Source organism: Kitasatospora sp. NPDC088861 (assembly GCF_044750105.1).
GTDB lineage: Bacteria > Actinomycetota > Actinomycetes > Streptomycetales > Streptomycetaceae > Kitasatospora.
In genome coordinates this window covers 63263-89604 of record NZ_JBIVJF010000017.1, presented here as the reverse complement: position 1 = coordinate 89604, position 26342 = coordinate 63263, and the positions used below count along the sequence as shown (strand labels likewise).

At 72.4% G+C, this 26342-nt stretch carries 24 protein-coding genes; 16 read left to right on the top strand and 8 right to left on the bottom strand.

Annotated elements, in window-relative coordinates:
* Positions 1-12: 12 nt before the first annotated feature.
* From ACIP37_RS25435 to ACIP37_RS25400, 8 genes are all read left to right on the top strand, one after another.
* Entirely contained in the window at positions 13-1065 is a 1053-nt protein-coding gene (locus ACIP37_RS25435) for an ABC transporter ATP-binding protein (protein WP_363585425.1), read from the top strand.
* Positions 1058-2074, top strand: coding sequence for a dipeptide ABC transporter ATP-binding protein (locus tag ACIP37_RS25430; RefSeq protein ID WP_350879925.1), 1017 nt, complete (start codon positions 1058-1060; stop codon positions 2072-2074). Before ACIP37_RS25435 ends, ACIP37_RS25430 begins: the two co-directional genes overlap by 8 nt.
* A 172-nt stretch (positions 2075-2246) precedes the next feature.
* Positions 2247-3872, top strand: a complete 1626-nt coding sequence (locus tag ACIP37_RS25425) for an ABC transporter substrate-binding protein (RefSeq protein ID WP_400809832.1) — start codon at positions 2247-2249, stop codon at positions 3870-3872.
* Positions 3873-3966: 94 nt separating this feature from the next.
* Positions 3967-4893, top strand: a complete 927-nt coding sequence (locus tag ACIP37_RS25420) for an ABC transporter permease (RefSeq protein WP_363585423.1) — start codon at positions 3967-3969, stop codon at positions 4891-4893.
* A gap of 76 nt (positions 4894-4969) precedes the next feature.
* Entirely contained in the window at positions 4970-5884 is a 915-nt protein-coding gene (locus ACIP37_RS25415) for an ABC transporter permease (protein WP_363585478.1), read from the top strand.
* A gap of 16 nt (positions 5885-5900) precedes the next feature.
* Positions 5901-6953, top strand: coding sequence for an ABC transporter ATP-binding protein (locus tag ACIP37_RS25410; protein ID WP_400809833.1), 1053 nt, complete (start codon positions 5901-5903; stop codon positions 6951-6953).
* Entirely contained in the window at positions 6943-8127 is a 1185-nt protein-coding gene (locus tag ACIP37_RS25405; RefSeq protein WP_400809834.1) for an ABC transporter ATP-binding protein, read from the top strand. The genes ACIP37_RS25410 and ACIP37_RS25405 overlap by 11 nt, the downstream gene beginning before the upstream one ends.
* Before the next feature lie 158 nt (positions 8128-8285).
* Positions 8286-9335: an ABC transporter ATP-binding protein gene (locus ACIP37_RS25400; RefSeq protein WP_363585420.1), complete on the top strand. Its 1050-nt coding sequence runs from the start codon at positions 8286-8288 to the stop codon at positions 9333-9335.
* A 23-nt stretch (positions 9336-9358) separates the two neighbouring features.
* On the opposite strand, the gene ACIP37_RS25395 is transcribed toward ACIP37_RS25400, so the two are convergent.
* The 5 genes from ACIP37_RS25395 to ACIP37_RS25375 form a co-directional block, all read right to left on the bottom strand.
* Positions 9359-11071, bottom strand: a complete 1713-nt coding sequence (locus ACIP37_RS25395; RefSeq protein ID WP_371517235.1) for an ABC transporter family substrate-binding protein — start codon at positions 11069-11071, stop codon at positions 9359-9361.
* 121 nt (positions 11072-11192) lie between these two features.
* Positions 11193-13529, bottom strand: a complete 2337-nt coding sequence (locus ACIP37_RS25390) for a peptidoglycan binding domain-containing protein (RefSeq protein WP_400809837.1) — start codon at positions 13527-13529, stop codon at positions 11193-11195.
* A gap of 237 nt (positions 13530-13766) precedes the next feature.
* Positions 13767-14228: a DUF6113 family protein gene (locus ACIP37_RS25385; protein WP_363585417.1), complete on the bottom strand. Its 462-nt coding sequence runs from the start codon at positions 14226-14228 to the stop codon at positions 13767-13769.
* On the bottom strand, positions 14225-15154 hold the full coding sequence (gene mshB / locus ACIP37_RS25380; RefSeq protein WP_363585416.1) for an N-acetyl-1-D-myo-inositol-2-amino-2-deoxy-alpha-D-glucopyranoside deacetylase: 930 nt from the start codon (positions 15152-15154) through the stop codon (positions 14225-14227). The genes ACIP37_RS25385 and mshB overlap by 4 nt, the downstream gene beginning before the upstream one ends.
* A 31-nt stretch (positions 15155-15185) precedes the next feature.
* The gene (locus tag ACIP37_RS25375; RefSeq protein WP_063347949.1) at positions 15186-15380 is read right to left on the bottom strand and encodes a DUF2304 family protein; all 195 of its coding nucleotides are present in this window, start codon (positions 15378-15380) and stop codon (positions 15186-15188) included.
* A gap of 311 nt (positions 15381-15691) precedes the next feature.
* Here ACIP37_RS25375 and ACIP37_RS25370 point away from each other — a divergent pair, with 311 nt between their 5' ends.
* The 5 genes from ACIP37_RS25370 to ACIP37_RS25350 all read left to right on the top strand — a co-directional run bounded on the left by ACIP37_RS25370 (position 15692) and on the right by ACIP37_RS25350 (position 21365).
* Positions 15692-17845, top strand: coding sequence for a prolyl oligopeptidase family serine peptidase (locus ACIP37_RS25370; protein WP_363585415.1), 2154 nt, complete (start codon positions 15692-15694; stop codon positions 17843-17845).
* 217 nt (positions 17846-18062) lie between these two features.
* The gene (locus ACIP37_RS25365; RefSeq protein ID WP_363629547.1) at positions 18063-19010 is read left to right on the top strand and encodes an ABC transporter ATP-binding protein; all 948 of its coding nucleotides are present in this window, start codon (positions 18063-18065) and stop codon (positions 19008-19010) included.
* Positions 19007-19729: an ABC transporter permease gene (locus tag ACIP37_RS25360; RefSeq protein ID WP_363585413.1), complete on the top strand. Its 723-nt coding sequence runs from the start codon at positions 19007-19009 to the stop codon at positions 19727-19729. Before ACIP37_RS25365 ends, ACIP37_RS25360 begins: the two co-directional genes overlap by 4 nt.
* Before the next feature lie 8 nt (positions 19730-19737).
* A complete protein-coding gene (locus ACIP37_RS25355) occupies positions 19738-21000 on the top strand; it encodes a histidine kinase (protein ID WP_363585412.1) in 1263 nt (420 codons plus the stop codon).
* Positions 21001-21014: 14 nt separating this feature from the next.
* Positions 21015-21365, top strand: coding sequence for a hypothetical protein (locus ACIP37_RS25350; RefSeq protein WP_363585411.1), 351 nt, complete (start codon positions 21015-21017; stop codon positions 21363-21365).
* Positions 21366-21415: 50 nt separating this feature from the next.
* Here the strand turns inward: ACIP37_RS25350 and ACIP37_RS25345 are convergent, their stop codons facing one another.
* On the bottom strand, positions 21416-21916 hold the full coding sequence (locus tag ACIP37_RS25345) for a GNAT family N-acetyltransferase (protein ID WP_400809842.1): 501 nt from the start codon (positions 21914-21916) through the stop codon (positions 21416-21418).
* Between the two features lie 83 nt (positions 21917-21999).
* On the opposite strand from ACIP37_RS25345, the gene ACIP37_RS25340 reads away from it, so the two are divergent.
* Complete coding sequence (locus ACIP37_RS25340) at positions 22000-22629, top strand: response regulator transcription factor (RefSeq protein WP_063347943.1); 630 nt, start codon at positions 22000-22002, stop codon at positions 22627-22629.
* Positions 22630-22713: 84 nt separating this feature from the next.
* Here ACIP37_RS25340 and ACIP37_RS25335 read toward each other — a convergent pair whose 3' ends face one another.
* Positions 22714-23586: a transglutaminase-like domain-containing protein gene (locus ACIP37_RS25335; RefSeq protein WP_350879909.1), complete on the bottom strand. Its 873-nt coding sequence runs from the start codon at positions 23584-23586 to the stop codon at positions 22714-22716.
* Between the two features lie 92 nt (positions 23587-23678).
* Positions 23679-24692 (bottom strand): GNAT family N-acetyltransferase, encoded by a 1014-nt coding sequence (locus tag ACIP37_RS25330; RefSeq protein ID WP_400809845.1) that lies wholly within the window; start codon positions 24690-24692, stop codon positions 23679-23681.
* 131 nt (positions 24693-24823) lie between these two features.
* Between ACIP37_RS25330 and fdxA the strand changes: the two genes are divergently transcribed.
* Together fdxA and dapC are read left to right on the top strand one after the other, a co-directional pair.
* Positions 24824-25150: a ferredoxin gene (gene fdxA, locus ACIP37_RS25325; protein WP_030061559.1), complete on the top strand. Its 327-nt coding sequence runs from the start codon at positions 24824-24826 to the stop codon at positions 25148-25150.
* A gap of 95 nt (positions 25151-25245) precedes the next feature.
* A complete protein-coding gene (gene dapC, locus ACIP37_RS25320; protein ID WP_400809891.1) occupies positions 25246-26337 on the top strand; it encodes a succinyldiaminopimelate transaminase in 1092 nt (363 codons plus the stop codon).
* Positions 26338-26342 lie beyond the last annotated feature (5 nt).

Genomic DNA, 26342 nt, shown 5'->3' with positions numbered 1-26342 from the left:
GGTGACGACCCGATGACCACCGTGATCGAGAACAACAACCAGAAGAGCGGCCGACTCGAAGTTGGCACCCCGCTGCTGGAGGTCAAGAACCTCCACGTGGAGTTCCACACCCGGGACGGCATCGCGAAGGCCGTGAACGGCGTCAACTACTCCGTCGCGGCCGGCGAGACGCTCGCCGTGCTCGGAGAGTCCGGCTCCGGCAAGTCCGTGACCGCCCAGACCATCATGGGCATCCTGGACATGCCGCCCGGCAAGGTGACGCAGGGCGAGATCCTGTACCGCGGCCAGGACATGCTCAAGATGGGCAACGAGGAGCGGCGCAGGATCCGCGGCCAGAAGATCGCGATGATCTTCCAGGACGCGCTGTCCTCGCTCAACCCCGTGCTCAGCGTGGGCTACCAGCTCGGCGAGATGTTCCGGGTGCACCAGGGCGCTTCCAAGAAGGACGCCAAGGAGAAGGCCATCGAGCTGATGGACCGGGTGCGCATCCCGGCCGCCAGGCAGCGCGTCGGCGACTACCCGCACCAGTTCTCCGGCGGCATGCGCCAGCGCATCATGATCGCCATGGCGCTCTCGATGCAGCCCGACCTGATCATCGCGGACGAGCCCACCACCGCCCTGGACGTCACCGTCCAGGCCCAGGTGATGGACCTGCTCGCGGAGCTCCAGGCCGAGTACAACATGGGCCTGATCCTGATCACCCACGACCTCGGCGTGGTCGCCGACGTCGCGGACAAGATCGCCGTGATGTACGCCGGCCGGATCGTCGAGACCGCCCCGGTGCACGACCTGTACGCCAACCCGGCGCACCCGTACACCAAGGGCCTGCTCCGCTCGATCCCGCGCCTGGACCAGAAGGGTCAGGAGCTCTACGCGATCCAGGGCCTGCCCCCGAACCTGCTGAAGGTCCCGGCCGGCTGCGCGTTCAACCCCCGCTGTGACGTCGCCACCGACCTGTGCCGCACGGAGATCCCGGCGCTGCACCAGGTGACCGACAAGGACGGCAAGGAGCTCACCGGCCGCCGCAGCGCGTGCCACCTCTGGAAGGAGACCCTCCATGGCTGAGCCCATCCTGGAGGTCAAGGACCTGGTCAAGCACTACCCGCTGAGCCAGGGCATCCTCTTCAAGAAGCAGGTCGGCGCGGTCAAGGCGGTCGACGGCATCTCCTTCGAGCTGGCGAAGGGCGAGACGCTCGGCATCGTCGGCGAGTCCGGCTGTGGCAAGTCCACGCTGGCCAAGGTGCTGATGAACCTGGAGCGGGCGACCTCCGGCCAGGTGCTGTTCAAGGGCGAGGACATCTCCAAGCTGTCCGGCCAGGCCCTCAAGGCCGTCCGCCGGAACATCCAGATGGTGTTCCAGGACCCGTACACCTCGCTGAACCCGCGCATGACGGTCGGCGACATCATCGGGGAGCCGTTCGAGATCCACCCCGAGGTGGCGCCCAAGGGCGACCGCCGCAAGGCCGTCCAGGACCTGCTGGACGTCGTGGGTCTGAACCCGGAGTACATCAACCGGTACCCGCACCAGTTCTCCGGCGGCCAGCGCCAGCGCATCGGCATCGCCCGCGGTCTCGCGCTCAAGCCCGAGATCATCATCTGCGACGAGCCGGTCTCCGCCCTGGACGTGTCCGTCCAGGCGCAGGTGATCAACCTGCTGGAGAAGCTGCAGGGCGACTTCGGCCTGTCGTACATGTTCATCGCGCACGACCTCTCCATCGTCCGGCACATCTCCGACCGCGTCGGCGTGATGTACCTCGGCAAGATGGTCGAGATCGGCACCGACGAGCAGATCTACGACAACGCCACCCACCCGTACACCCAGGCGCTGCTCTCCGCGGTGCCGGTGCCGGACCCGACGGCGCGCGAGAACCGCGATCGGATCATCCTGACCGGTGACATCCCCTCGCCGGCCAACCCGCCGTCCGGCTGCCGCTTCCGCACCCGCTGCTGGAAGGCGGAGGACCGTTGCGCCGAGGAGATCCCGCTGCTCGCGGTGCCCTCGGTGCTGAAGGGCCCGGCCGCGCACGAGTCGGCCTGTCACTTCGCCGAGGTCCGGGAGCCGGCCGCCGCCTGACTCCCTGTGGCATCCCCGGAAGGGCCCGTGGCTTCGCGCCGCGGGCCCTTCCGTCGTTCCGTCAACTCACGGGGCGTCCGGTGCACCCGTCCGGGTGCACCTGACTCGCGCCGTCGTCCGGGCGCGCTTCTCATGGGGTGTGATGCGACACACACCACGAGGAGGGACTTCCATGCCCGTAGCCGCCCGTGCTCGCTGGGTCCTCGCCGCTGCGACATCCGTGGCCCTGGTGGCCACCGGGTGCAGCAGCGGCGGCGGCGGAAGCAGCAACAGCTCGTCGGACAGCAGCAAGAGCTTCAGCTACCAGAGCAGTGAGCCGCAGAACCCGCTGCAGCCGGCCAACGCGAACGAGGTCGGCGGTGGTCGCATCATCCAGAACCTCTTCAAGGGGCTGGTCGACTACGACCCCGCCACCGCCAAGATCCGGATGCAGGTCGCCGACAAGATCGACACCAGCGACTCCCAGACCTTCGACGTCACGCTGAAGGACGGCTGGAAGTTCCACGACGGCACGCCGGTGCACGCCAAGAACTTCGTGGACTCCTGGAACTGGAGCGCGACCACCAGCAACAACCAGATCAACAGCTCCTGGTTCTCCGACATCGAGGGGTACCAGGACGTCCACCCCGGCAGCGGCCAGCCGACCGCGACCAAGATGTCCGGCCTGACCGTGGTCGACGACCTGCACTTCACCGTCAAGCTCAGCAACAAGGTCTCGTACTTCGAGTACAAGCTCGGCTACATCGCCTTCTCCCCGCTGCCGGACGCCTTCTTCAACGACCCGACCGGGTACGGGCAGAAGCCGGTGGGCAACGGCCCCTACCAGTTCGTCAGCTGGAACCACAACACCGAGGTCGTCACCAAGGCCTTCCCGGACTACCAGGGCGTCGACAAGCCGAAGAACGGCGGCATCGTCTTCAAGATGTACACCACGTCCGAGGCCGCCTACGCCGACCTCCAGTCCAGCAACCTGGACGTGATGGACCAGGTGCCGCCGTCCGCGCTGGCGACGTACAAGAGCGACCTCGGAGACCGGGCGATCGACGCCCCGCAGGGCGCCATCCAGAACATCGGCTTCACCCTCTACCAGGCCGACTGGGCCGCGCCCGACAAGGCCAAGGTGCGCCAGGGCCTGTCCATGGCGATCGACCGCGACACCATCACCAAGACGGTGCTGCAGAACTCCCGCAAGCCGGCCACCGCCTGGGTGGCCGAGGGCGTCGAGGGCTACAAGGACGGCGCCTGCGGCGACTTCTGCAAGTTCGACCCCGCCAAGGCCAAGCAGCTGATCAGCGACGGCGGCGGCGTCCCCGGCAACAAGCTGCTGATCACCTACAACTCCGACGGCGGCCACAAGGAGTGGGTCGACGCGGTCTGCAACTCGATCCGGCAGAGCACCGGCGTCGAGTGCCTCGGAGACCCGAAGCCCGACTTCAAGACCGCCCGCGCCGCGATCACCGGGCACCAGGTCAACGGCGCCTTCCGCACCGGCTGGGTGCAGGACTACCCGCTGAACGCCAACTTCCTGTCCGACGTGTACCGCACCGGCGCCGCGGCCAACGACTTCGGCTACAGCAACCCGCAGTTCGACCAGGCGGCCACCAAGGCCGACGAGGCCGCCAGCGTCGCCGACACGGTGACCGGCTACCAGCAGGCCGAGGCGGTGCTGCCGAGCGGGATGCCGGCCATCCCGCTCTGGTACTACCGCACCAACTCGGGTTACTCGACCAAGGTGCAGAACGTGAAGTTCGACTCCTTCGGAAACCCGGCCTGGACCCAGGTCGAGGTCAAGGGCTGATCCCCCGACCCCTCGCGCCGGCCCCGCCCTTCCCGCACGGAGGGCGGGGCCCGGCCCTCCGTGCGGGAAGGGCACGTCTAGGAAGGAGGCTCGGATGGGCAGTTACGTGCTGCGGCGGGTGCTGCAGATGATCCCGGTGTTCTTTGGCACCACGCTGCTGATCTTCCTGATGGTCTACACGCTGCCGGGCGACCCGGTGTCGGCGCTGTTCGGCGAGAAGGCCGCCGACCCGGCCATCGTGGCCAGCATCAAGCACAAGTACTTCCTGGACCAGCCGGTCTGGAAGCAGTACCTGCACTACATGGGGAACCTCTTCCAGGGGGACTTCGGGACGAGCTTCACCGGCCGCCCCGTCTCCGAGATCATGGCGACCGCCTTCCCGGTCACCATCCGGCTCGCGCTGATGGCCTTCGTCTTCGAAGTGGTCCTCGGCCTCGCCCTGGGTATGGCCTCCGGCCTCCGGCGCGGCAGCGTCCAGGACACCCTGGTGCTGATCCTCACCCTGGTGGTGATCTCGATCCCGGTCTTCGTGCTGGCCTACATCGCGCAGACGATCTTCGCCACCAACCTCGGCTGGGTCACCCCGACGGTGCAGGACTCCACCGACCTCTCCCAGCTGATCCTGCCCGCGATCGTGCTGGGCTCGCTCTCGCTCGCGTACGTCGCCCGGCTCACCCGGACGTCCATCGGCGAGAACCTGCGGGCCGACTACATCCGCACGGCGGTCGCCAAGGGGCTGCCCCGGCGGACCGTCATCTCCCGCCACCTGCTGCGCAACTCGCTGATCCCGGTGGTCACCTTCCTCGGCACCGACCTCGGCGCCCTGATGGGCGGGGCGATCGTCACCGAGGGCATCTTCAACGTGCAGGGCGTCGGCAACGTCCTGTACCGGGCGATCAACCAGAAGGAAGGCCCCACCGTGGTCGGCATCGTGACCGTCCTGGTGATCGTCTACCTCGTCGCCAGCCTGCTCGTCGACCTGCTCTACGCGGTCCTGGACCCGAGGATCCGCTATGCCTGACGTCCACGACGAGAACTCGTACGAGCCGCGCCCCAAGCCCGGGGTCTCGCACCTCGACTACGCCGGGGAGCAGGGCATGGCGGTCGAGCAGGAGACCCTGGTCGAGCCCGACCCGGCCAAGCGGGAGGAGGCCCGCAGCCTCTGGGGCGACGCCTGGCGGGACCTGCGCCGGCGGCCGATCTTCCTGATCTCCGCCGTGCTGATCCTGCTGCTGGTCGTCATGGCGGTCTTCCCCTGGGCGTTCACCGACGCCGACCCGCGCAAGGCCGACCTGATCCACGACTACCTCAGGCGGCCGGACTGGACGGACTTCTTCGGTGCCGGCTGGTTCGGCTACGACGGGCAGGGCCGGTCGATCTACGCCCGGGTGGTGTACGGCGCCCGCGCCTCGATCACCGTCGGCATCTGCGTGACCCTGTCGGTCACCGTGCTCGGCGGACTGGCCGGCATGGTCGCCGGCTACTTCGGCGGCGCCGTCGACGCGGTGATCTCCCGGATCACCGACATCTTCTTCGGCCTCCCGCTGCTGCTCGGCGCCCTGGTGCTGCTGAACGCCTTCACCACCCGCACGGTGTGGAGCGTGGTCATCGCGCTGGCCTTCCTCGGCTGGACCCAGATCGCCCGCGTCATGCGCGGCGCCGTGCTGACCGTCAAACAGTCCGACTACGTGGTGGCCGGCCGGGCGCTCGGCGCCGGGACGGGGCGGCTGATGTTCCGGCACATCCTGCCGAACGCGATCGCCCCCGTGATCGTCGTCGCCACCATCGCGCTCGGCGGCTACATCGCCACCGAGGCGACGCTGAGCTTCCTCGGCATCGGTCTGCAGGACCCGACCATCTCCTGGGGCATCGACATCTCCTCCGCCCAGAAGGTGATCCGGACGGCGCCGTACGTGCTGTTCTTCCCGGCCGTGGCGCTCTCCGTCACCGTGCTGGCCTTCATCATGCTGGGCGACGCGGTGCGCGACGCCCTCGACCCGAAGCTTCGCTGAGCGAGGGGAGCGCAACGTGAGTACAGCTGTGGACGCCAGCAGGTCCGAGCGGGCCGCGTCGTACGAGGGGCCGCTGCTCGACGTCCGCGACCTGCACGTCGAGTTCGTCACCCGGGACGGCGTGGCCAAGGCGGTCAACGGGGTCGACTACAGCGTCCGGGCGGGGGAGACGCTCGCGGTGCTCGGCGAGTCCGGTTCGGGCAAGTCGGTGACCGCGCAGGCGATCATGGGCATCCTGGACATGCCGCCGGCCCGGATCCCGCGCGGGGAGATCCGCTTCCGCGGTCGGGACATGCTGAAGATGGGCAACGAGGAGCGGCGCAGGATCCGCGGCCAGAAGATCGCGATGATCTTCCAGGACGCGCTGTCCTCGCTCAACCCGGTGCTGACGGTGGGCTTCCAGCTCGGCGAGATGTTCCGCGCCCACCGGGGGGCGTCCCGCAAGGAGGCCAAGGACAGGGCCGTCGAACTGATGGACCGGGTGCGGATCCCGGCGGCCAAGCAGCGGGTGAACGACTACCCGCACCAGTTCTCCGGCGGCATGCGCCAGCGCATCATGATCGCCATGGCGCTGGCCCTGGAACCGGACCTGATCATCGCGGACGAGCCCACCACCGCGCTGGACGTCACCGTCCAGGCGCAGGTGATGGACCTGCTCGCGGAGCTCCAGGCGGAGTACAACATGGGCCTGATCCTGATCACCCACGACCTCGGCGTGGTCGCCGACGTCGCCGACAAGATCGCCGTGATGTACGCCGGCCGGATCGTCGAGACCGCCCCGGTGCACGAGCTGTACGCGCGCCCCGCGCACCCGTACACCCGCGGCCTGCTGGACTCCATCCCGCGGCTGGACCAGAAGGGCCAGGAGCTCTACGCCATCAAGGGCCTGCCGCCCAACCTGCTGCGGATCCCCAAGGGCTGCGCCTTCAACCCGCGCTGCCCGCGGGCGCAGGACCGCTGCCGGGCCGAGGTGCCGGAGCTGTACCCGGTCGCCGAGGACGACGGCGCCCCGCTGGCCGGGCGGGGCAGCGCCTGCTTCTTCTGGAAGGAGACCCTCCATGGCCGCTAACGGGTCCACCGCACTGGGTGCCGCGGTGCCGGAGGAGGCCGCCTTCGCCCAGGAAGTGCCGCGCGGCGAGCCGATCCTCGAAGTCCGGGACCTGGTCAAGCACTTCCCGCTGACCAAGGGCGTGCTGTTCAGGAAGCAGGTCGGCGCCGTGAAGGCCGTCGACGGGGTCTCCTTCGACCTGAGGCAGGGCGAGACGCTGGGCGTCGTCGGCGAGTCCGGCTGCGGGAAGTCCACGCTGGCCAAGGTGCTGATGAACCTGGAGCCGGCCACCGGGGGATCGGTCCGCTACAAGGGCGAGGAGATCTCCCGGCTGTCCGGGTCGGCGCTGAAGGCCGTCCGCCGCAACATCCAGATGGTGTTCCAGGACCCGTACACCTCGCTGAACCCGCGCATGACGGTCGGCGACATCATCGGGGAGCCCTTCGAGATCCACCCCGAGGTGGCGCCCAAGGGGGACCGCCGCAAGGCCGTCCAGGACCTGCTGGACGTGGTCGGGCTCAACCCCGAGTACATCAACCGCTATCCGCACCAGTTCTCCGGCGGGCAGCGCCAGCGCATCGGCATCGCAAGGGGGTTGGCGCTCAGGCCGGAGATCATCATCTGTGACGAGCCGGTCTCCGCGCTGGACGTGTCGGTGCAGGCGCAGGTGATCAACCTGCTGGACAAGCTGCAGGGGGAGTTCAACCTCTCGTACATGTTCATCGCGCACGACCTCTCCATCGTCCGGCACATCTCGGACCGGGTCGGCGTGATGTACCTCGGCAAGATGGTCGAGATCGGCAGCGATGCCGAGATCTACGACCACGCCACCCACCCGTACACCCAGGCGCTGCTCTCCGCCGTCCCCGTGCCGGACCCGACGGCCAGGGAGTCGCGGGACCGGATCGTGCTCACCGGGGACGTGCCCTCGCCGGCCAACCCGCCGTCCGGCTGCCGCTTCCGCACCCGCTGCTGGAAGGCGCAGGACCGCTGCGCGGCCGAGATCCCGCTGCTCGCCTCGCCGTCCTGGCTGGGCGGGGCGGCCCGGCACGACTCGGCGTGTCACTTCGCGGCGGAGCGCGAAATCGGGCAGAGCGCGGCGGAGCGCGAAATCGGGCAGAGCGCGGCGGAGCGCGAGATCGGGCAGAGCGCGACGGAGCGCGAGGTCGGGCAGGGCGGTACCGAGCCCGGTTAGCGGCTCGCGAGACCCAGGGCGCGCCCCCGCACCGGGGGTGCGCCCTTTCTTGTGATGGAAAAGAGACGTGCCGCGCGATTCCGCAAGTGGGGTCGGGTCGTTGATAGTTGCTCTGCGCGTACAGGTGCTCGCCGCTGCGCTGGGGGAGGGCTGCTCGGATGGACATGGTGGAGGTGATCGGCGGCGGTCGGGAGAACCTGGTGCCCGGGACCCCGCTGCTGGAGGTCGACGACCTGCACGTCGAGTTCCGTACCCGGGACGGCGTGGCCAGGGCTGTCAACGGGGTGAGCTACTCGGTGTCGGCCGGGGAGACGCTGGCGGTGCTGGGTGAGTCCGGTTCGGGCAAGTCGGTGACCGCGCAGGCGATCATGGGCATCCTGGACACGCCGCCCGGGCGGATCACCGGCGGGCGGATCCTCTACCGCGGCGAGGACCTGCTGACCATGGGCTCCAGGGCCCGGCGGTTCGTCCGGGGCCAGAAGATCGCGATGATCTTCCAGGACGCGCTGTCCTCGCTCAACCCGGTGCTCAGCGTGGGGTACCAGCTCGGCGAGATGTTCCAGGTGCACCGCGGCGCCAGCCGCAAGGAGGCCAGGGAGAGGGCCATCGAGCTGATGGACCGGGTGCGGATCCCGGCGGCCAGGCAGCGCGTCGGCGACTACCCGCACCAGTTCTCCGGCGGCATGCGCCAGCGCATCATGATCGCCATGGCGCTCTCCATGGAGCCGGACCTGATCATCGCGGACGAGCCCACCACCGCGCTGGACGTCACCGTGCAGGCCCAGGTGATGGACCTGCTGGCCGAGTTGCAGCACGAGTTCCACATGGGGCTGATCCTGATCACCCACGACCTCGGCGTGGTCGCCGACGTCGCGGACACGATCGCGGTGATGTACGCGGGCCGGATCGTCGAGACGGCCCCGGTGCGCGACCTGTACGCGCGCCCCGCCCACCCGTACACCCGGGGACTGCTCGACTCGATCCCGCGGCTGGACCAGAAGGGGCAGAACCTCCACGCCATCAAGGGCCTGCCGCCCAGCCTCCTGGAGATCCCGCAGGGCTGCGCGTTCAACCCGCGCTGCGACCGGGTGCAGGACCGCTGCCTGAGCGAACTCCCGCCGCTGGTGCCGATGGTGGACGCCGAGGGCGCCGAGCTGCCGGGCCGTCGCAGCGCCTGCCACTTCTGGCGGGAGACCCTGCACGGCTGAGGGCGCCGGGGCGCCGCCGGCGCCTACCGCTCGAAGCCGACGTTCTCCCAGACGATGTCGGACAGCCCCTGGGCGCCGATGTTGGCGAGGTTGGCGCGGGCGCCGTACAGCTGCGGGCGCTGGTAGAGCGGCAGCACGCCGGCCACCTTCCACAGCTCGCCGTCGGCCTGGTTGATCGCCTCGGAGGCGGTGGCCGCGTCGGGTGCGGCGGCGGCGCGGTCGAGGGCGGCGTCCACCGCCGGGCTGCCCGTGCCGACGTGGTTGGTGCCGCCGTTCTGGACGAAGTCGGCGCGGTTGCCGCTGGCCGGGAAGGGCGTGCCGAGCAGCGAGTACGCGGTGATGTCGAAGTCGCCGCGGTTGACGTACTTGTCGAAGAACTCGTTGGCGGCGGAGGTGACCGTGGTGACCTTGACACCGATGTCCTTGAGCGTCCTGGTGGCGCTGTCGGCCTCGCTCTGCGCCTGGGTGACGCCGGCCGGGACGACCATCCGCAGGTTCAGCTCGCGGCCGTTGCGCTTGCGGACGTCGCCGTCGAGCCGCCAGCCGGCCGCGTCCAGCTTGCGGGCGGCCTCGGCGGGGTCGTAGCGGCTGAGGCCGAGGGAGTTGTCCCGGTAGGCGTTCTGGTTGGCGACCAGCAGGTGGTTGTTGAGCGGGGCGGCGGGCCAGTCCAGGCCGTTCAGGTCGGAGCGGATGACGGCGTCCCGGTTGATGGCCTGGAAGACGGCCTGGCGGACGGTCGCGTCGCTGAGTGCCGGGGTGCGGGCGTTGAGGGTGAGCTGGCGGAAGTCGGGCCCGCCGGCCCGGCGGACGGCGGCGCCCTTGGTGCTCTTGATGGTCTGGTAGCCGGCGACGTCCGGGCCGTTGTTGAAGAGGTCGATCTCGCCCTTGGCGAAGGCGGGGGCCATGGCGTTGGGCAGCATGGCGTGGAAGACGATCCGGTCCAGCATCGGCTTGTCGCCCCACCAGGCGGGGTCGGCGACCAGTGTGATGGTCTGGGCGGCGCGGTCCAGCCGTTCGACCTTGAACGGGCCGGCGGTGACCGGGATCGCGTCCAGGTAGGCGGAGTTGAACAGCTCCGGGGTGGCGAGCCGGCTCGCGGGCAGCAGCGGGGCGTTGGCGGCGCCGTTGAACATCGACTGCCACTCGGAGAACGGCCGGTCGAAGGTCATCACCGCCTGGAAGTCGTCCTTGCCCCGCTCGACCGAGGAGACCTGTTCGAAGCCGGTGTTGCTGGCGGGCCGGTAGGCCGGGTCCTTCCCGTTCAGCGCCCGCCAGTTGGCTTCGAGGTCGCGCCAGGTGATCGGGGTGCCGTCGGACCAGTGGGCCTTCGGGTTGAGCGTCCAGACGACGACCTGCCGGCCGTCCCGCAGCTCCGCGTGGGCGTCTTGCAGGTAGGCCGGGTTGACGGTCTGGGTGCCGGCCGCGTCGGAGCGGAAGAAGGTCGGCAGCAGCGGCTTGCTGACGCTGATCGTCGAGGACTCGCTGCCGTCGGTCTGGATCGGCGACCACTGGCGGGAGAACTGGGCGATCGCCAGGTGCAGGGTGCCGCCCTGGCGCAGCTGGGAGCGCTCGCGCGGGTTGACGTCGATCGAGGTGAGCTTGGGGGCCCCGGTGGCGGACGGCCCGTCCGCGGCGGCGCCGCCCTGGCCGGAGGCGCACGAACAGAGCGTCAGTGAGAGCGACAGGGCGGTGAGACCGGCGAGCAGAGCCGTCCGGTGCTGGAGGCGGCGGCTCATCGGCGTGCTCCCCGAGGTGGCTGTGGCGGAAGGTGTGGCGTCACATCTTGCTGACCGGGAGGGGGAGTTGTCGAGGGGCGGGCCGGATGCCGGCCCGCCCCCCGATCGGTGCGGTCGCTGCTCAGGCGACGGTGAACTTGAAGGTGCGGTCCTTCTCGCCGGTCTTGTCGAGCAGCGAGGTGACGGCGTCCGCGACGTCCTGCGGGGTGATCGCGGCGCTCTGGCCGTTCTTCTTGACCTTCACCTTGTCGAACACGCTGCCCAGCTGGCCGTTCAGCGCGTCGAGGTCCCACTTGGGCACGATCTTGCCGGAGGCGTCCGGGACGAGCGTGAGCGTCTTGGCGGCGACCTGCTTGCCGAAGATCCACTTCTTGGCGCCGGCCAGGACGTACACGTTGCCGTTGAGCGCGGACTTGCCGAGGCTGTCCGCGGCGGCTTGCAGGGCCTGCGGGGAGACCTTGGGCTGGGCGGCCGTCACGGCGAGCGCGATCGGCTGCTCGGGCTTGCCGGCGGCGCGGTCGCGGTAGGCCTGCTCGACCACGTCGAGGGCGCTCGCCGAGTCGACGGCCTGGCCGGCCCGGCCGGGCACCACGACCGGGTCGCCGTTGTCGGCGAACTTGACGTAGCCCTCCTGAAGGCCCTGGCCCGAGCCGGAGGCCAGGGTGTCCAGGGCGGCCTTGAGCTTGGCCCGGTCCACCTTGACGTCCGGTGCGACCGCCTTGGTGCCGCCCTTCAGCGACTTGATGACGTCGACCGGGCTGTAGCTGTGCTGGGCGAGGCCGTCCACGGTGCCCGTGGTGTCGAAGCTCAGCCCGGCGACGGTCGGGTCGAGGTTCAGCGCCTGGTCGCCGACCTTCAGCTTGAGCGGCTGCTGGCCGGTCTTGCCGACGGTCTCGTCGAGCTGGTGGATCGCCTGGTCGCGGCTGTTGCCGCCGATGTCGGTGCCGAGCACCACGGTGCCCTTGGGGATGTCGGACTGGTTGAGCATCAGGCCGGTGCCGTACGCGGCGGCGCCGAGGAACAGCACGAAGCCGAAGCCGTACACGCCCAGCTTGACCAGCTTCTTGCCGGCGCTGGCCTTCGGCTTGGCCTTGCCCTTGGTCTTGGCGGGCGCGGGCGCGGGCGCGGGCGCGGGCGCGGACTCGGTCCTGGCCGGCTGCGGTGCGGGCCGGGGGCCCGGGGCGGGGGTCGGCAGCGGGGTGAACTCGGTGGCCTCCGGGTCCGGTCCGGGCTGCTGCGGGTGCCCGGGGGCGGTACCGGGGGCGCCGGGGAAGAGCCCGCCGGGGGCCGGGTGGGCGAAGGTGTCCTGGCCCGGCGCGGCGGGGCGCTGGGCGGCGAACGGGTCGGCACCGGCCGGGGCCGAGGCGAACAGGCCGGGCTGCGGGCGGACTTCGCCGCCGTGCGCGGCGCCGTTCTGCGGAAGGCCCGGTATGGCGGCGGGCGGCGGGGTGCCCTCGCGGATCGGCTCGAAGCCGTCGACCGAGGTGTCCTCCGGGTCCGTCGCGCCGGCCGCCGGGCCCTGCGGGCGGGCGCCCGGGCGCGGGCCCTGCTGCGGCCGTCCGTCGGACTGCCGGCCGTTGCGCCGGCCGCCGTTCTGCTGGGCGTCCTGCTGCGGGCGGTCGTCGCGCCGGCCACGGGCTCCGGCCGTGGGCGCCATCGGGGCGAACGGGTCGGCGGTGGGCGGCGCGAAGGGGGAGGCGGCCTCGTACACGCCGGGCTCCTCCGCCGGGGCCTGCGCACCGGGGCCGGCGGGGAACGGCGCACCGTTCGGATTCGGGGCCGGGTTCGGGGCCTGGGCCTGGGCGGGCACCGGTCGGCCGTTCGGACGGGCCGCGCCCTGGGCGGGGCGGGCACCGTTCGGGCGGGCGCCGGGGGCCGGGGCGGCCGTCGGCCGGGGCTCGGCGGCGGCGGGCGCGGCCGGGGCCTCCGGCGCGCCCGGGGTGTTCGGGGCACCGGCCGGTACGGCGGTCGGCGCCGGCTCGGCCTTCTTCTGCCGGGGCCGGAACCAGGCGCCGGTGGACTCGGCCTCGGACGTCGCCGGCGGGATCGGCGGGACCTGCCACTCCGGCGGCAGTTCCGGCGGGGTGGCCGTGCGGGCGCCGCCCTCCATCACCCCGAGGACGGGGGAGGAGGGCGCGGACCGGTGCCGCGGGCCGCCCGGCTCGGGGACGGCCGCCGGGGCCTCCTCGCCCGGGCCGTCCTCGTTCTTGACGGTGCTGCGGACCACGACCGGCGGGATCGGGCGCGACCCGGGGATGTTGATCCGGACCCGGGTCGTCAGGGTGGTCTCGGTCTTCGGGCCGTCGTCCTCGCCGCCCGACGCGGCGCCCTGGGCGGCACCGGCCCGGTCGCCGCCCGGGAGCCCCGGTGTGCCGTAGGGCGGGGTGCCCGACGGGTAGGCGTCCGGACCCGTACGCCGGGGCGTCGGGTGGGCGTTGTCAGATTCGCGGCTGCTCAATGCTGCTCTGCTCCGGGTTCGCGGGCGGGCCGTGCGGCGCGACCGCGGTTCGTGGTCGCCGGGCCTGGGCGGGCGGCGGTCGGGTACGGCGTTCTGCGGGACCACCATACTGGGAAGAACAGAGCGGCGAACGGCTTCGGACAGATCCTGATACGTCCGGTTCCTCCGGTATGAGAGTACGGCCGCGCGCTCCTGACTGCGCGTCGTGCGCGGTGCGTACGTGCCCCGCGGGCGGGTTCAGCGCGGCGGGCCGGGCACGCCCGGGAACCAGCTGCCGCGGGTCGGCAGGGTGGCGCAGATCACGCCCAGGACCGAGCCGCCGAACAGCCAGCCGAGCGAGGTGGCGTTGGACCACAGCACGTTGTCGCCCTCCGGCCGGGGCACGATCACCAGCAGCATCGCCATGAACCAGCCGGCCGCGGGCAGTGCCGCGCCCAGCCGGGTGCCGGTGACCCGTAGGCCGCCGTAGAAGGTGGCGCCGGTCGCCGCGAGCGCCAGCAGGACCCCCACGGGCGGCCACAAGGCCTGCACGAAGGATCCGCAGACCGACACCGCGACACCCAGCAGGAAGAACAGGACGTAGGCCGCGATCCGGGCGGCGCGCGGGGGCTGAGGCTCGGCCAGCCGTTCCCCGCGGGTGCCGAGGACGGCCGCCGGGAACGAGCGGCGCGGCGGCCGGGCGGCGGCGGGCTCGGTCATCGGACGCTCTCCTCGGCGGTGGCGGTGGCGGTGGGCAGCGGGTCGGCGGCGGGCGACAGCCCCGCGAACAGGTCGTCCTCGGGCCGTTCCGGCCCGGCCTGGCCGCGTACCAGCTGGTAGTACTCGGTGGCGACCAGCGGCTGGCCGAGGTCGTTGGAGAGCGCGAAGAAGGCGCCGTCCACGGTGATCTGAGTGGCGTGCGCGGCCATCGCGGCGGCCTTGCGCCCGGCGTACGCGGAGCCGTCCAGCACGGTGGTGACCACCTCGTCGGCCACCACCCCGGGAACGTCGGCGGGCCGGGCCGTCCCGGGGAAGGACGCCCGGGCGGCGGTCTCGGCGAGCCCGGCCTCGATCACCGAGCGGGGCATCCGGTTCCAGTACACCTTGGCGATCCGCCAGGCCGGGCCCAGCTCCGGGCGGTGCGCCGGATCGGCCGCCAGCTCGTACGCGCGCATCGCGACCCGGTGCGCCTGGATGTGGTCCGGGTGCCCGTAGCCGCCGTTCTCGTCGTAGGTGACCAGCACCTGCGGCCGGACCTCGCGGACCACCGCGACCAGGTGGCCGGCCGCCTCGTCGAGGTCGGCCCGCCAGAAGCAGCCGGGCACGTCGTTGTCGGGCAGGCCCATCATCCCGGAGTCGCGGTAGCGGCCAGGGCCGCCGAGGAAGCGGAGGTCGGTGACGCCGAGCGCGCGCATCGCCGCGGTCAGCTCGCCGATCCGGTACGCGCCGAGGGTGCCTTCCCGATCGGCCGTCAGATGGGCCAGCCCGGGCGGGATCACCTCGCCGCCCTCGCCGAGGGTGCAGGTCACCAGGGTGACCTGGGCGCCCTCGGCGGCGTACCGGGCCATGGTGGCGCCGTTGCCGATCGACTCGTCGTCGGGGTGGGCGTGCACCAGGAGCAGGCGGCGGCCGGTAGTCGCGGTCATGGGAGGAAGCCTAACGACCGCCGTGGCGGGGTCAGAGCTTCAGGCCGTTGATCATCCCGGCGAGGTTGCTGGTGACCTGGCTGATCGACGGCGCGATCGAGCTGGACGCCAGGTAGAAGCCGAGCAGCGCGCAGATGATCGCGTGCGCGAGCTTCAGCCCGGAGCGGCGGATCAGTACCACCACGATGACCAGCATCAGCATGGCTGCGGAGACGGACAAAGCCATGTCGGCTCACACCCCTTCTCGGGTGCGCCACCCCCTGGGGAGGGTGACGGTGGGACCGTACGGGACTTGCGGTCGGGCGACCGTGGCCGGGACGGGCCCGACGATCACTCGCCCGACCAGTCATACCCGATGAGTAAGGGGAGCATTACATTCGGTGAGTCTCCACACGCCGGGGTACGGAGGCACTCGTAGGGCGCATGGGCCGGTCGGAGGGGGTATGGGCGCCTTTGGGGCGTACTCGGGAACGATGCTCCGAACGAGTGATCACCGGCGCCCGGCAGCGGGAGTACGGCGTCGTAGGGTCTGGTGCCATGACCTCCCACACCCCTGCGGACACCTTCCCCCGGCAGTACGCGCGGACCCTGCGCTACACCGTCGGCGCGCCCCGCTCCTTCTCCGTCGCACCGGACGGCTCGCGGGTCGTCTTCCTGCGCTCCCGATCGGGCGGCGACCGGGCCAACCTGCTCTGGACCCTCGACACCGCCACCGGCGAGGAGCGGATCGCCGCCGACCCGGCCGTGCTGCTCGGCGGCGGCGAGGAGGACCTCTCGCCCGCCGAGAAGGCCCGCCGCGAGCGCAGCCGCGAAGGCTCGGCCGGCATCGTCGGCTACGCCCTGGACGCGGCCGGCCGGCTGGCCGCCTTCGCCCTCTCCGGCCGGCTGTTCACCGCCGACCTGGCCACCGGCGCCACCGCCGAACTGCCCGCCCAGGGCCCGCTGCTGGACCCGCGGGTCTCCCCGGACGGCAGCCACGTCGCCTACGCCAACACCGCCGGCGAACTGCGCCTCACCCGCGCCGACGGCACCGCCGACCGGGTGCTCGCCGAGCCCGACGGCCCGAACGTCACCTGGGGGCAGGCCGAGTTCATCGCCCAGGAGGAGATGAGCCGCGACCGGGGCTTCTGGTGGTCCCCCGACGGCGACCGGCTGCTGGTCGAGCGCGCCGACGACACCCCGGTGCGCCGCTGGTGGATCGCCGACCCGGCCAACCCGCAGCGCGAGCCCGCCGAGGTCGCCTACCCGGCCGCCGGCACCGCCGACGCCGAGGTCGGCCTCTGGGTGCTCGACCTGGACGGCGGCCGCACCGAGGTGGTCTGGGACCGCACGGCCTTCCCGTACCTCGCCCGGGTGCACTGGTCCGCGGGCGGCGTGCCGCTGCTGCTCGTCCAGGCCCGCGACCAGCGCAGCCAGCTGGTCCTCGGCCTCGACGTGGCCACCGGCGCCACCGAGGTGCTGTTCGAGGAGCGCGACGACGCCTGGCTGGAGCTGTTCCAGGGCGTCCCGGCCTGGACCCCGGACGGCAAGCTGGTCCGGATCTCCGACGAGGGCGGCGTGCGGGCGCTGGTGATCGGCGACCAGGCCGTCACCGGGGCCGACCTGCACCTGCGCTCGGTGGTCGCCGTCACCGACGCCGAGGTGCTGTTCACCGCCTCCGGCGGCGCCGCGGAGACCGACCCCGAGCCCGGCTGGATCGCCGTCGGCCGGATCAGCCACGACGGCAAGCGGCTCGGCTGGGAGTCCGCCAACGGCCGTCCGTTCACCTCCGTCACCAGCGCCGTGCACGCGGGCGGGATCACCGTGCGCGCCACCGCCGAGCCCGACCTGCCCGGCACCCTCGTCCAGGTCGCCCGCGACCTGCCCGAAGGCGTGGTCGTCGACGACGTCGCCACCATCGCCTCCTACGCCGAGACCCCGGTCATCACCGCCCGCCCGGTGTTCCGCTTCGCCGGCGAGCGCCGCATCCCGGCCGCGGTCTTCCTGCCCACCGGCTACGACCGCGAGCGGGACGGCCTGCTGCCCGTCCTGATGGACCCGTACGGCGGCCCGCACGGCCAGCGCGTCGTCCAGGCGCACAACCCGCACCTCAACTCGCAGTGGTTCGCCGACCAGGGCTTCGCCGTGGTCGTCGCCGACGGGCGCGGCACCCCCGGCCGCAGCCCGGCCTGGGAGAAGTCCATCGCCTTCGACTTCGCCGGGGCCACCCTCGACGACCAGGCCGACGCGTTGCAGGCGCTCGCCGAGGAGTTCCCGCTGGACCTCGGCCGGGTCGCCATCCGCGGCTGGTCGTACGGCGGCTACCTCTCCGCGCTCGCCGTGCTGCGCCGCCCCGACGTCTTCCACGCGGCCGTCGCCGGCGCGCCGGTGACCGACTGGGAGCTGTACGACACCCACTACACCGAGCGCTACCTCGGCCACCCGGCCGAGCGGCCCGAGGTGTACGCGGCCAACTCGCTGACCGGCTACGCCGCCGGGCTGGAGCGGCCGCTGATGATCATCCACGGGCTGGCGGACGACAACGTGGTCGCCGCGCACACCCTGCGGCTGTCCTCCGCGTTGCTCGCGGCCGGCCGCCCGCACACCGTGCTGCCGCTGTCCGGTGTCACGCACATGACGCCGCAGGAGGAGGTCGCGGAGAACCTGCTGCTGCTCCAGGTCGACTTCGTGAAGCGCGCGCTGGGCCTCTGACACCCAGCCTGACCTGCGGTCGTGCGGCCGGTACCCCTGACCCGGGTACCGGCCGCAGCCATGACATCCGTCATACCGAAGGCACGACGGCGGACACTGCCGCCGCACCCCGCCCGCACGGGACTCTGAGGTGGTGCGAACGACACCGATCGCGACACCGATCGCGACACCGATCGCGACCACGGGCGCGACACCACCAGGGGAGAAGAGCGGGACGATGAGCACCGAAGTGGCCGCCTTCCGCGGCGTCGGCAAGAGCTACGGGCGGGTGCGCGCCGTGGACGACCTCAACCTCGTGCTGCGCCCGGGCGAGACCGTCGCCCTGCTCGGCCCGAACGGCGCCGGCAAGTCCAGCAGTCTTGACCTGCTGCTCGGCCTGCGCCAGCCCGACCAGGGCAGCGTCACGCTGTTCGGCGGCACCCCGCGGGAGGCGATCGCGGCCGGCCGGGTCGGCGCGATGCTGCAGAGCGGCGGGCTGATGGCCGACGTCAAGGTCCGCGAACTGGTCGAGCTCGCCCGCGACGTGCACCCGCGCGGCCGGTCGGTCGAGGAGGTGCTGGCCGACGCCGGGATCACCGAACTGGCCGAGCGCCGGGCGGACAAGCTGTCCGGTGGCCAGGAACAGCGGGTCCGCTTCGCGCTCGCGATCGCGGGAGACAGCGACCTGATCGTGCTGGACGAGCCCACCACCGGCATGGACGTCACCGTCCGGCAGGCGTTCTGGGCGAGCATGCGGGCGCAGGCCGACGCCGGGCGCACGGTGCTGTTCGCCACCCACTACCTGGAGGAGGCGGACTCGATCGCCGACCGCGTCCTCGTCCTGCACCGGGGCCGGCTGATCGCCGACGGCAGCTCCGCCGAGATCAAGGCGCGCGCCGGAGCCCGTCGGGTCGCCTTCGAACTCCACGACGCGGACGGGGAGTTCGACGAAGGCGTGCTGCGCCTGCTGCCGGGCGTGCAGTCCCTGGACGTCACCGCCCGGGTGCCGGGCGTGCGGACCGTCCGGATCCGCACCGCGGACGCCGATGCCAGCGTCGCCGGGCTCTACCGGGCGGGCCTGTACCCGCGCGGGCTGGAAGTCACCGGCCTCGGCCTGGAACAGGCCTTCCTGACCATCACCGGCGCGCAGGACCAGCGCGAGGACGCGAAGGAGACCGTGCGATGACCACCCTGATCCGGCTGGAGATCCTGCGGACCTTCCGCAACCGGCGCTACCTGGTCTTCACCATCGCCTTCCCGGCGCTGATGTACTTCTTCTTCACCCACGCCTACGGCTCCTCCCCACTGGCCGGCGGCCTGTCGGCGAAGACCTACTTCATGGTCTCGATGGCCACCTTCGGCGCGGTCGGCGCGGTGCTCACCGGCAGCGCGCAGCGGATCTCGCTGGAGCGCAAGAGCGGCTGGGTGCGCCAGCTGCGGCTCACCGCGCTGCCCGGCCGGGCGTACACCCTCGGCAAGATCGCCGCGAGCTCGGTGACCACGCTGCCGGCGATCCTGGTGGTCTTCGCGCTCGGCGCGGTCCAGGGCGTGTCGCTCGGTGCGGCGCAGTGGGCCGGTCTGGCGGCGGCGCTGTGGCTGGGCAGCTTCGTGTTCGCGGCGCTCGGGGTCGCGCTCGGGTACGCGGCGGCGCCGGACTCGGTGCAGACCATCGTGATGATCACGTACATGGTGATGGCGCTGTTCGGCGGGACGTGGTTCCCGGTGAGCGGCTCGCTGGAGAAGTTCGCCCGGTTCAACCCGGTGTACCTGTACAACCAGCTGGCCGCGTTCACCCAGCCCGGGCACTCCCTGGACACCGGCGCGGTCGCCGGGCTGGCCGCCTTCCTCGCGGTGTTCGTCGTCGCCGCGGCGGCGCTGTACCGCCGCGACACCCGCCAGGCATGATGACCGGCATGACCGAGCCGCGCCAGACCCGCCGATCCGACGAGCAGCCGGAGGCGGGTCCGGCGCGCACGTCGTTCATGACCGTCCCGGGCTCGCCGATCGAGACCAGGCGGCAGCTGCTGGTCAAGGTCAGCTGGATGCTGCTGTGGACGATCTACCTGGCCTACCCGGTGGGCAACCTGCTGCACGGCGGGCACGGGACGGCCGCCCGGGTGTTCGGCTGGCTCTGCCTGGCGGTCTTCGTCGGCAGCTACGTCCTGCTGGTGATCTTCCGCTCGATGGTCGGGATGCGGCCCCGGGCCTGTCGGCTGATCGTCGCGATGATGGTCGTGCTCGCGAGCGTCTCGGCCTTCGTCCTCGGTGAGGCCTTCCTGACCCTCTTCACCTACGCCTCGGTGTGCGTCGCCGTGATCCTGCCGGTGCGCTACGCGCTGCCCGGTGTCGCCGCCATGGCCGCGCTCACCGCCACCGTCGGCGTGCTGAGCCACGCTGGCGGCGACACCATCCCCACCCTGGCCCTCACCTCCTTCCTCGCCGGCGCCGCGATGACCGGCATGCAGCGGCTGGTCGCCACCATGAAGGAACTGCGCGAGGCCCGCGCCGCCGTCGCCCACCTGGCCGCCTCCGAGGAACGGCTGCGCCTCTCCCGCGACCTGCACGACCTGCTCGGGCACTCGCTGTCGCTGATCACGCTGAAGAGCGAACTGGCCGGGCGGTTCATGGACGCAGGCAAGGACGAGGCGGCGCGGGCGCAGGTCGCCGACATCGAGCAGGTCGCCCGGCAGTCGCTGATCGACGTCCGGGAGGCGGTGACCGGCTTCCGCCGCCCCACCCTGCCGGTCGAACTCGCCGCCGCCCGCACCGCGCTGGCCGCCGCACAGGTCCGGCTGGAGGCCGCGCCGGAACTGGCCGACACCTGGCCGGGGCTCGCCGACGAGGAGGCGGGCGCGCTGGCCTGGGCACTGCGCGAGGCCGTCACCAACATCGTCCGGCACGGCGAGGGCGCCACCGTCTGCACCGTCACGGCCGACGAGAGCTGGGAGGGCGGCGGCGAGCGCTACGCCGTCCTGGAGATCGCCGACAACGGGCGCGGACCGGGCAAGTCCCAGCCGGGCAACGGGCTTTCAGGCCTGGAGGAGCGGCTGGCCCTGGTCGGCGGGCGGCTGGAGGCCGGGCCGGGCGAGCGGGGCCGGGGCTTCCGGCTCCGGGCCTTCGTCCCGCTGCGGATGGTCACCGCGCCGGCCGGCACGGAACCCGGCCGGTCGGGTTGACCGTCCTCCCCGGCATGGCTACCGCACTCATCCTCGGTTTCGACCCGCACACCGTCCCCGGCATGGACGGCGACGGCCTGCGGGCCGTCCTCGACGCCGAACTCGCCCGCTTCGCCGACCACGGCATCGACGCGTCGATGGCCCTGGTCGCGCCCGACGAGACGGCCGGGCCCGTGATCACCGCCGCCCTCGCCGGCCGGGACTGGGATGTCGTCGTCATCGGCGGCGGCATCCGCAAGCCCGAACCCGCCCTGCCCTTCTTCGAGCTCGTCGTCAACCTCGTCCGCCGCCACGCCCCGCAGGCCGCCATCGCCTTCAACACCAGTGGCTCCGACAGTGTCGAGGCCGCGCAGCGCTGGCTCTGACCCGCGTCCGGCGCGGGAAGTCGGCCTGGCCGACTTCCCGCGCCGGTTTCCTATGCCGACGGCCGGCCGTCGGTGAGGGCGCGGCCGAACCGGAGCGCGGGGCGGTCGTCGAGGGTGAGTTCGGCGACGACCGCGAAGCCGTTGCGGGTGAGGACGGTCTGGGAGGCGAGGTTGTCGAGGGTGGTGACGGCGGTCAGCGACGTGAGGGCGTAGTCCGCGGCGGCCAGCCGGCAGAGGTGGGCGACGGCGGTGGTGACGACGCCCCGGCCGGTCGCGTGTTCGCCGACGCGGTAGCCGAGTTCGGCGGTGCCGTCGGTGATGTCGACGAGGTTGACGCGGCCGAGGACGGCGCCGGCCGCGTCGAGGACGACGTGGAACCGGCAGACGCCGGAGTCCTGTTCGGCGAGCAGGGCGGCGTGGCGGGCCGGGAAATCGGCGAAGTAGGCGTCACCGCGGTCCGGAACGGTCCGCGCGAACCAGGCGCGGTTGGCGCGCTCGAAGGCCAGCAGGGCGTCGGCGTGGTCCGGGCGGAGGCGTTCCAGGTTCAGCATGCCGCCAGTCTGGCCCGCAGGCCTTCGGCGAGCCAGGCGAATACCTTCCGCGGCCTCTCCGGCGCCCCTCTAAGGTCGTGGCCATGAGTGACATTCAGAACGGGGCCCTGATCCGCGTGCTGCTCGCCGAGGACCAGGGGATGGTCCGGGAGGCGCTGGCGGCGCTGCTCGGGCTGGAGGGGGACATCGACGTCGTCGCGCAGGTGGGGCGCGGGGACGAGGTGGTGGCGGCGGTGCTGGCGCACGAGGTGCAGGTGGCCGTGCTGGACATCGAGATGCCGGGGATGACGGGCATCGAGGCGGCCGCCGAGCTGCGTCGGAACGCACCGGGGACGAGGGTGGTGATCGCGACGACCTTCGGCCGGCCGGGGTACCTGCGGCGGGCGATGGAGTCGGGGGCGGACGCGTTCCTGGTGAAGGACGCGCCGGCCTCGGAGCTGGCGGAGGCGATCCGGCGGGTGCTGCGCGGGGAGCGGGTGATCGATCCGGTGCTGGCGGCGGCCGCGCTGGCGGAGGGGGCGAACCCGCTGACGGCGCGCGAGCGGGACGTGCTGGGCGCGGCGGCGGACGGGGCGGTGAACGCGGACATCGCGCGGCGGCTGCACCTGTCGGAGGGGACGGTCCGCAACTACCTGTCGATGGCGATCCAGAAGACCGAGGCCCGCAACCGCACCGAGGCGGTGCGGATCGCCCGGGAGAAGGGCTGGCTCTGAGCGCGCCCCGGTTGATTCCGAGCGCGCCCCCGGCTGGTTCTGGGCGCGCCCCCGACTGGCTCCGAGCGAGTTCCCGGGCGGTCGTCAGTTGAGCCGGTGCCGGGCGGCCCGGGCCTCCTGGCGGACCTTGGCGGCGGTGTCGGGGTCGAAGGTGTCGAGGATCTGCGCGAAGGCGTCCATCTCGGCCGAGCCACCGAGGAAGTCGCCGGTGCGGACGAGGAGTTCGGCGCGTTCGAGGCGAAGCTGGGCGGGGTGGCGGGGCAGCAGGAGGGCGAGTTCGGTGGCCCAGAGCTGGGTGCGGGCGTGTTCGGGGCGGTCGGCGGCCCAGGCGCGGATGTTGCCGAGCACGCGCAGCACGAGGTCGAGCGGCTGGGCGGGGGTGAGCAGGTCGGGGCTGAACTCCTGCCCGGCGCCGCGGACCAGGCGTTCGGCGTCGTCCGGGTCGAGCAGCCGCCCGCCGTGGAAGGGGTCGGCGAGCACGTACTCGTCGCCGCCGCCCGGCCCGCCGACGGCGACGATGACGTGGCCGGGCAGCGCGATGCCGTGGACGGCGAGCCCGGCCCGCCGCCCGACCGCCATCCACACCAGGGACAGCATGATCGGCAGTCCGCGCCGCCGCCGCAGCACGTCGGGCAGCAGCGAGGATTCGAGCCGCCGGTAGTCGGACTGCCGCCCGTGGAAGCGTTCCCGCCCGCCGAGGACGGCGGCGAGCAGGGCGGCGGTCTCCTCCGGGCCGGCGGGGGCGCGTTCGGCGACGGCGAGCCGGACGGCGCTCGCGTGCCGGTCGAGGGCGGCCTCGCAGGCGGCGAGCAGGGCGTCCACGCTGGGCGGTTCCCCGGGGTCGTCCGGGTCGAGGACCGGGCCGTGTTCGGCGGCGGCGAGCAGGCAGAGCAGCACCGGGTCGGGATGCTCGGCGCGGGCGGCGGTCCGGAAGCGGTCTCTGCTCTGCTCGGTCACGGTGACGGCGACGGCTTTCGTACGACGGGCGGGCGAACGGCGGGCGAGGAGCGGCGGGCGGGCGGGGCGGCGGTGCGGGCGGGCGGGCGGTGCTACCCCTGGGGGAGAAGGGCGTAGTGGTAAGTGTGACTGGTCGTGAAGCCGAGTCCGTCATAGAGCGCGATCGCCCCGGTGTTGTCCGCCTCGACCTGGAGGTATCCACCGGTCGCCCCCTCCTCGGCGGCCCGGGCGGCGAGCACCGCCATGACGGTCGTGGCCAGCCCGGCCCGCCGGGCGTACGGCGCGACCTCGATCGCGCCGAAGCAGGCCCAGGGCCCGTCGACGACGCAGCGTCCGATCGCCAGCGGCGGCTGTCCGGGGGCGCCCGGCACGGTGGCGAACCAGACCGACGGCCCGCCGTGCAGCACCTGCCGGGCGGCCCGTTCCAGCGCCTCGTCCTCGCCGACCCGGCGGTAGAGCGAGAGCCAGGCCGGGTCGGCGGTCCGGGCGAGCCGGACCCGCTCGGGCCCGGAGCCGGCCCGGGCGAGCCCGGCCAGCGGGGCGGTGCGCACCAGGGTGGGCGCGTAACGGGCTCCCAGCCGGTCGAGCTCGGCCCGCAACTCGTTCGGCGAGCCCGGGGTGATCACCTCGACGTACGCGGGAAGGCCGCGCGCCGCGTACCAGCGGTGGACGGCGGTGAGCGCGTCGGGCAGCGGCAGTCCGGGGTCACCGAGTGCCTGGACGGAGTTGGCGCGGCGGGTGAACCCGGCCGAGGCGCGCAGCGTCCACGCGCCGAGCGGCTCCTGTTCGACGGCGGGCCAGCCGCGGGCCGCGATCCGCTGGAGTTCGACGGGCGTGGCGGCGGGCAGCGGTGCGCGCCGGGCCGGGAAGAGCGGCACGACCTTGCCCGCGACCAGCAGCTTCTCGGGGAAGGAGACGGGGTCGCCGGTCCGCGGAGCGACCGTCAGTCCATGATCGTCCCACGATGTGAGCACGCCGATCGAATCCCGGAACACCGGCCGGTCGTCCACGAACCCCGAGAGGCGCCGGACGGACACGCGTCGTCCCACGTCAGAGCGATCTATCCGGACCTCCGGACGGTCCTGGGCCGGGCCGCCTGCCGTCATCTGGGCACCTCCTGTGCATTTGCGGTCTCCGACCCGCGATACTAGGGGCGGGCATCGACGACGCCGCGCTCACCGCGCACGCGAGCAGAACAGAACGGGCCGCCACGGCCCTTCCGAGGAGGAACGACAGCGTGACCTACGTCATCGCGCAGCCTTGTGTCGACGTGAAGGACAAGGCGTGCATCGAAGAGTGCCCGGTTGACTGCATCTACGAGGGCGAGCGATCGCTCTACATCCACCCGGATGAGTGTGTCGACTGTGGCGCTTGCGAGCCGGTCTGCCCGGTCGAGGCGATCTTCTACGAGGACGACACCCCGGAGGAGTGGAAGGACTACTACAAGGCGAACGTCGAGTTCTTCGACGATCTGGGTTCGCCCGGTGGCGCCTCGAAGCTGGGCCTGATCGAGCGCGACCACCCCTTCATCGCCGCTCTGCCGCCGCAGAACGCCGACCACTGACGATCGGTGGCATCTGAGCTGTGAACACCAACAGCACGCGCGCGCCGTTCCCGGGTCACCCGGGGGCGGCGCGCCGCCCATCTGGCCGAGGAAGGCTGTCCGACCTCCTGCCGGTCTTCCCCTGGGACAAGCTGGAGCCGTACAAGGCGACCGCGCTGGCCCACCCGGGCGGTCTCTGCGACTTCTCGGTGGGCACCCCGGTGGACCCGGTCCCCGAGGTGATCCAGAAGGCGCTGGCCGCCGCCACCGACACGCCGGGCTACCCGACGGTGTGGGGCCCGGTGGAGCTGCGCGAGGCGATCGCCGGCTGGCTGCACCGCCGCTGCGGCGCCGAGATCGGCCCGCAGGCCGTGCTGCCGACCGTCGGCTCCAAGGAGCTGGTGGCCTGGCTGCCGACCCAGCTCGGCCTCGGCCCGGGCGACCAGGTCGCCTACCCGCGGCTGGCCTACCCGACGTACGAGGTGGGCGCGCGGCTGTGCGGCGCGGAGCCGGTCGAGTACGACTCGGTGGACGAGCTGGACGGTTCGCGGGTCCGCCTGCTCTGGGTGAACTCGCCGTCCAACCCGACCGGCCGGGTGCTCGGCGCGGACGAGCTGCGCCGGGCGGTCGCCTGGGCCCGGGAGCACGGGGCGCTGCTGGTCAGCGACGAGTGCTACCTGGAGCTGGGCTGGTCCGCCGAGCCGGTCTCGGTCCTGCACCCGGACGTCTGCGGCGCGGGCCACGAGGGCCTGCTGGCCGTCCACTCGCTCTCCAAGCGCTCCAACCTGGCCGGCTACCGCGCCTCCTTCGTGGCGGGCGACCCGGTGGTGGTCAGGGAGCTGCTGGAGGTGCGCAAGCACGGCGGCATGATCGTGCCGGCGCCGGTCCAGGCGGCGACGATCGCGGCGCTGTCGGACGACGCGCACGTGGCGGAGCAGCGGGAGCGGTACGCGGCCCGGCGCTCGGCGCTGCGGGCGGCGCTGGAGGCGTACGGCTTCCGGGTCGAGCACTCGGAGGCGAGCCTCTACCTGTGGGTGACGCAGGACCGCCCGTGCTGGGAGACCGTGGCCGAGCTGGCCGGACTGGGCATCCTGGTGGCGCCTGGCGACTTCTACGGGCCGGCCGGCGAGTGCTTCGTCCGGGTCGCGTTCACCGCGACCGACGAGCGGGTGGCCGCGGCCGTGGAGCGGCTGAACGCGGCCCGCTGACCGAC

Bases quoted from the DNA above. Each gene is read 5' to 3' on its own strand.
- ACIP37_RS25395 (WP_371517235.1), bottom strand. From the start codon at position 11,071: ATGAGCCGCCGCCTCCAGCACCGGACGGCTCTGCTCGCCGGTCTCACC.
- ACIP37_RS25405 (WP_400809834.1), top strand. From the start codon at position 6,943: ATGGCCGCTAACGGGTCCACCGCACTGGGTGCCGCGGTGCCGGAGGAG.
- ACIP37_RS25385 (WP_363585417.1), bottom strand. From the start codon at position 14,228: ATGACCGAGCCCGCCGCCGCCCGGCCGCCGCGCCGCTCGTTCCCGGCG.
- ACIP37_RS25425 (WP_400809832.1), top strand. From the start codon at position 2,247: ATGCCCGTAGCCGCCCGTGCTCGCTGGGTCCTCGCCGCTGCGACATCC.
- ACIP37_RS25365 (WP_363629547.1), top strand. From the start codon at position 18,063: ATGAGCACCGAAGTGGCCGCCTTCCGCGGCGTCGGCAAGAGCTACGGG.
- ACIP37_RS25430 (WP_350879925.1), top strand. From the start codon at position 1,058: ATGGCTGAGCCCATCCTGGAGGTCAAGGACCTGGTCAAGCACTACCCG.
- ACIP37_RS25415 (WP_363585478.1), top strand. From the start codon at position 4,970: ATGGCGGTCGAGCAGGAGACCCTGGTCGAGCCCGACCCGGCCAAGCGG.
- ACIP37_RS25345 (WP_400809842.1), bottom strand. From the start codon at position 21,916: ATGCTGAACCTGGAACGCCTCCGCCCGGACCACGCCGACGCCCTGCTG.
- ACIP37_RS25355 (WP_363585412.1), top strand. From the start codon at position 19,738: ATGACCGAGCCGCGCCAGACCCGCCGATCCGACGAGCAGCCGGAGGCG.
- ACIP37_RS25435 (WP_363585425.1), top strand. From the start codon at position 13: ATGACCACCGTGATCGAGAACAACAACCAGAAGAGCGGCCGACTCGAA.
- ACIP37_RS25350 (WP_363585411.1), top strand. From the start codon at position 21,015: ATGGCTACCGCACTCATCCTCGGTTTCGACCCGCACACCGTCCCCGGC.
- ACIP37_RS25340 (WP_063347943.1), top strand. From the start codon at position 22,000: ATGAGTGACATTCAGAACGGGGCCCTGATCCGCGTGCTGCTCGCCGAG.
- ACIP37_RS25370 (WP_363585415.1), top strand. From the start codon at position 15,692: ATGACCTCCCACACCCCTGCGGACACCTTCCCCCGGCAGTACGCGCGG.
- ACIP37_RS25420 (WP_363585423.1), top strand. From the start codon at position 3,967: ATGGGCAGTTACGTGCTGCGGCGGGTGCTGCAGATGATCCCGGTGTTC.
- mshB (WP_363585416.1), bottom strand. From the start codon at position 15,154: ATGACCGCGACTACCGGCCGCCGCCTGCTCCTGGTGCACGCCCACCCC.
- ACIP37_RS25375 (WP_063347949.1), bottom strand. From the start codon at position 15,380: ATGGCTTTGTCCGTCTCCGCAGCCATGCTGATGCTGGTCATCGTGGTG.
- ACIP37_RS25360 (WP_363585413.1), top strand. From the start codon at position 19,007: ATGACCACCCTGATCCGGCTGGAGATCCTGCGGACCTTCCGCAACCGG.
- ACIP37_RS25330 (WP_400809845.1), bottom strand. From the start codon at position 24,692: ATGACGGCAGGCGGCCCGGCCCAGGACCGTCCGGAGGTCCGGATAGAT.
- ACIP37_RS25400 (WP_363585420.1), top strand. From the start codon at position 8,286: ATGGACATGGTGGAGGTGATCGGCGGCGGTCGGGAGAACCTGGTGCCC.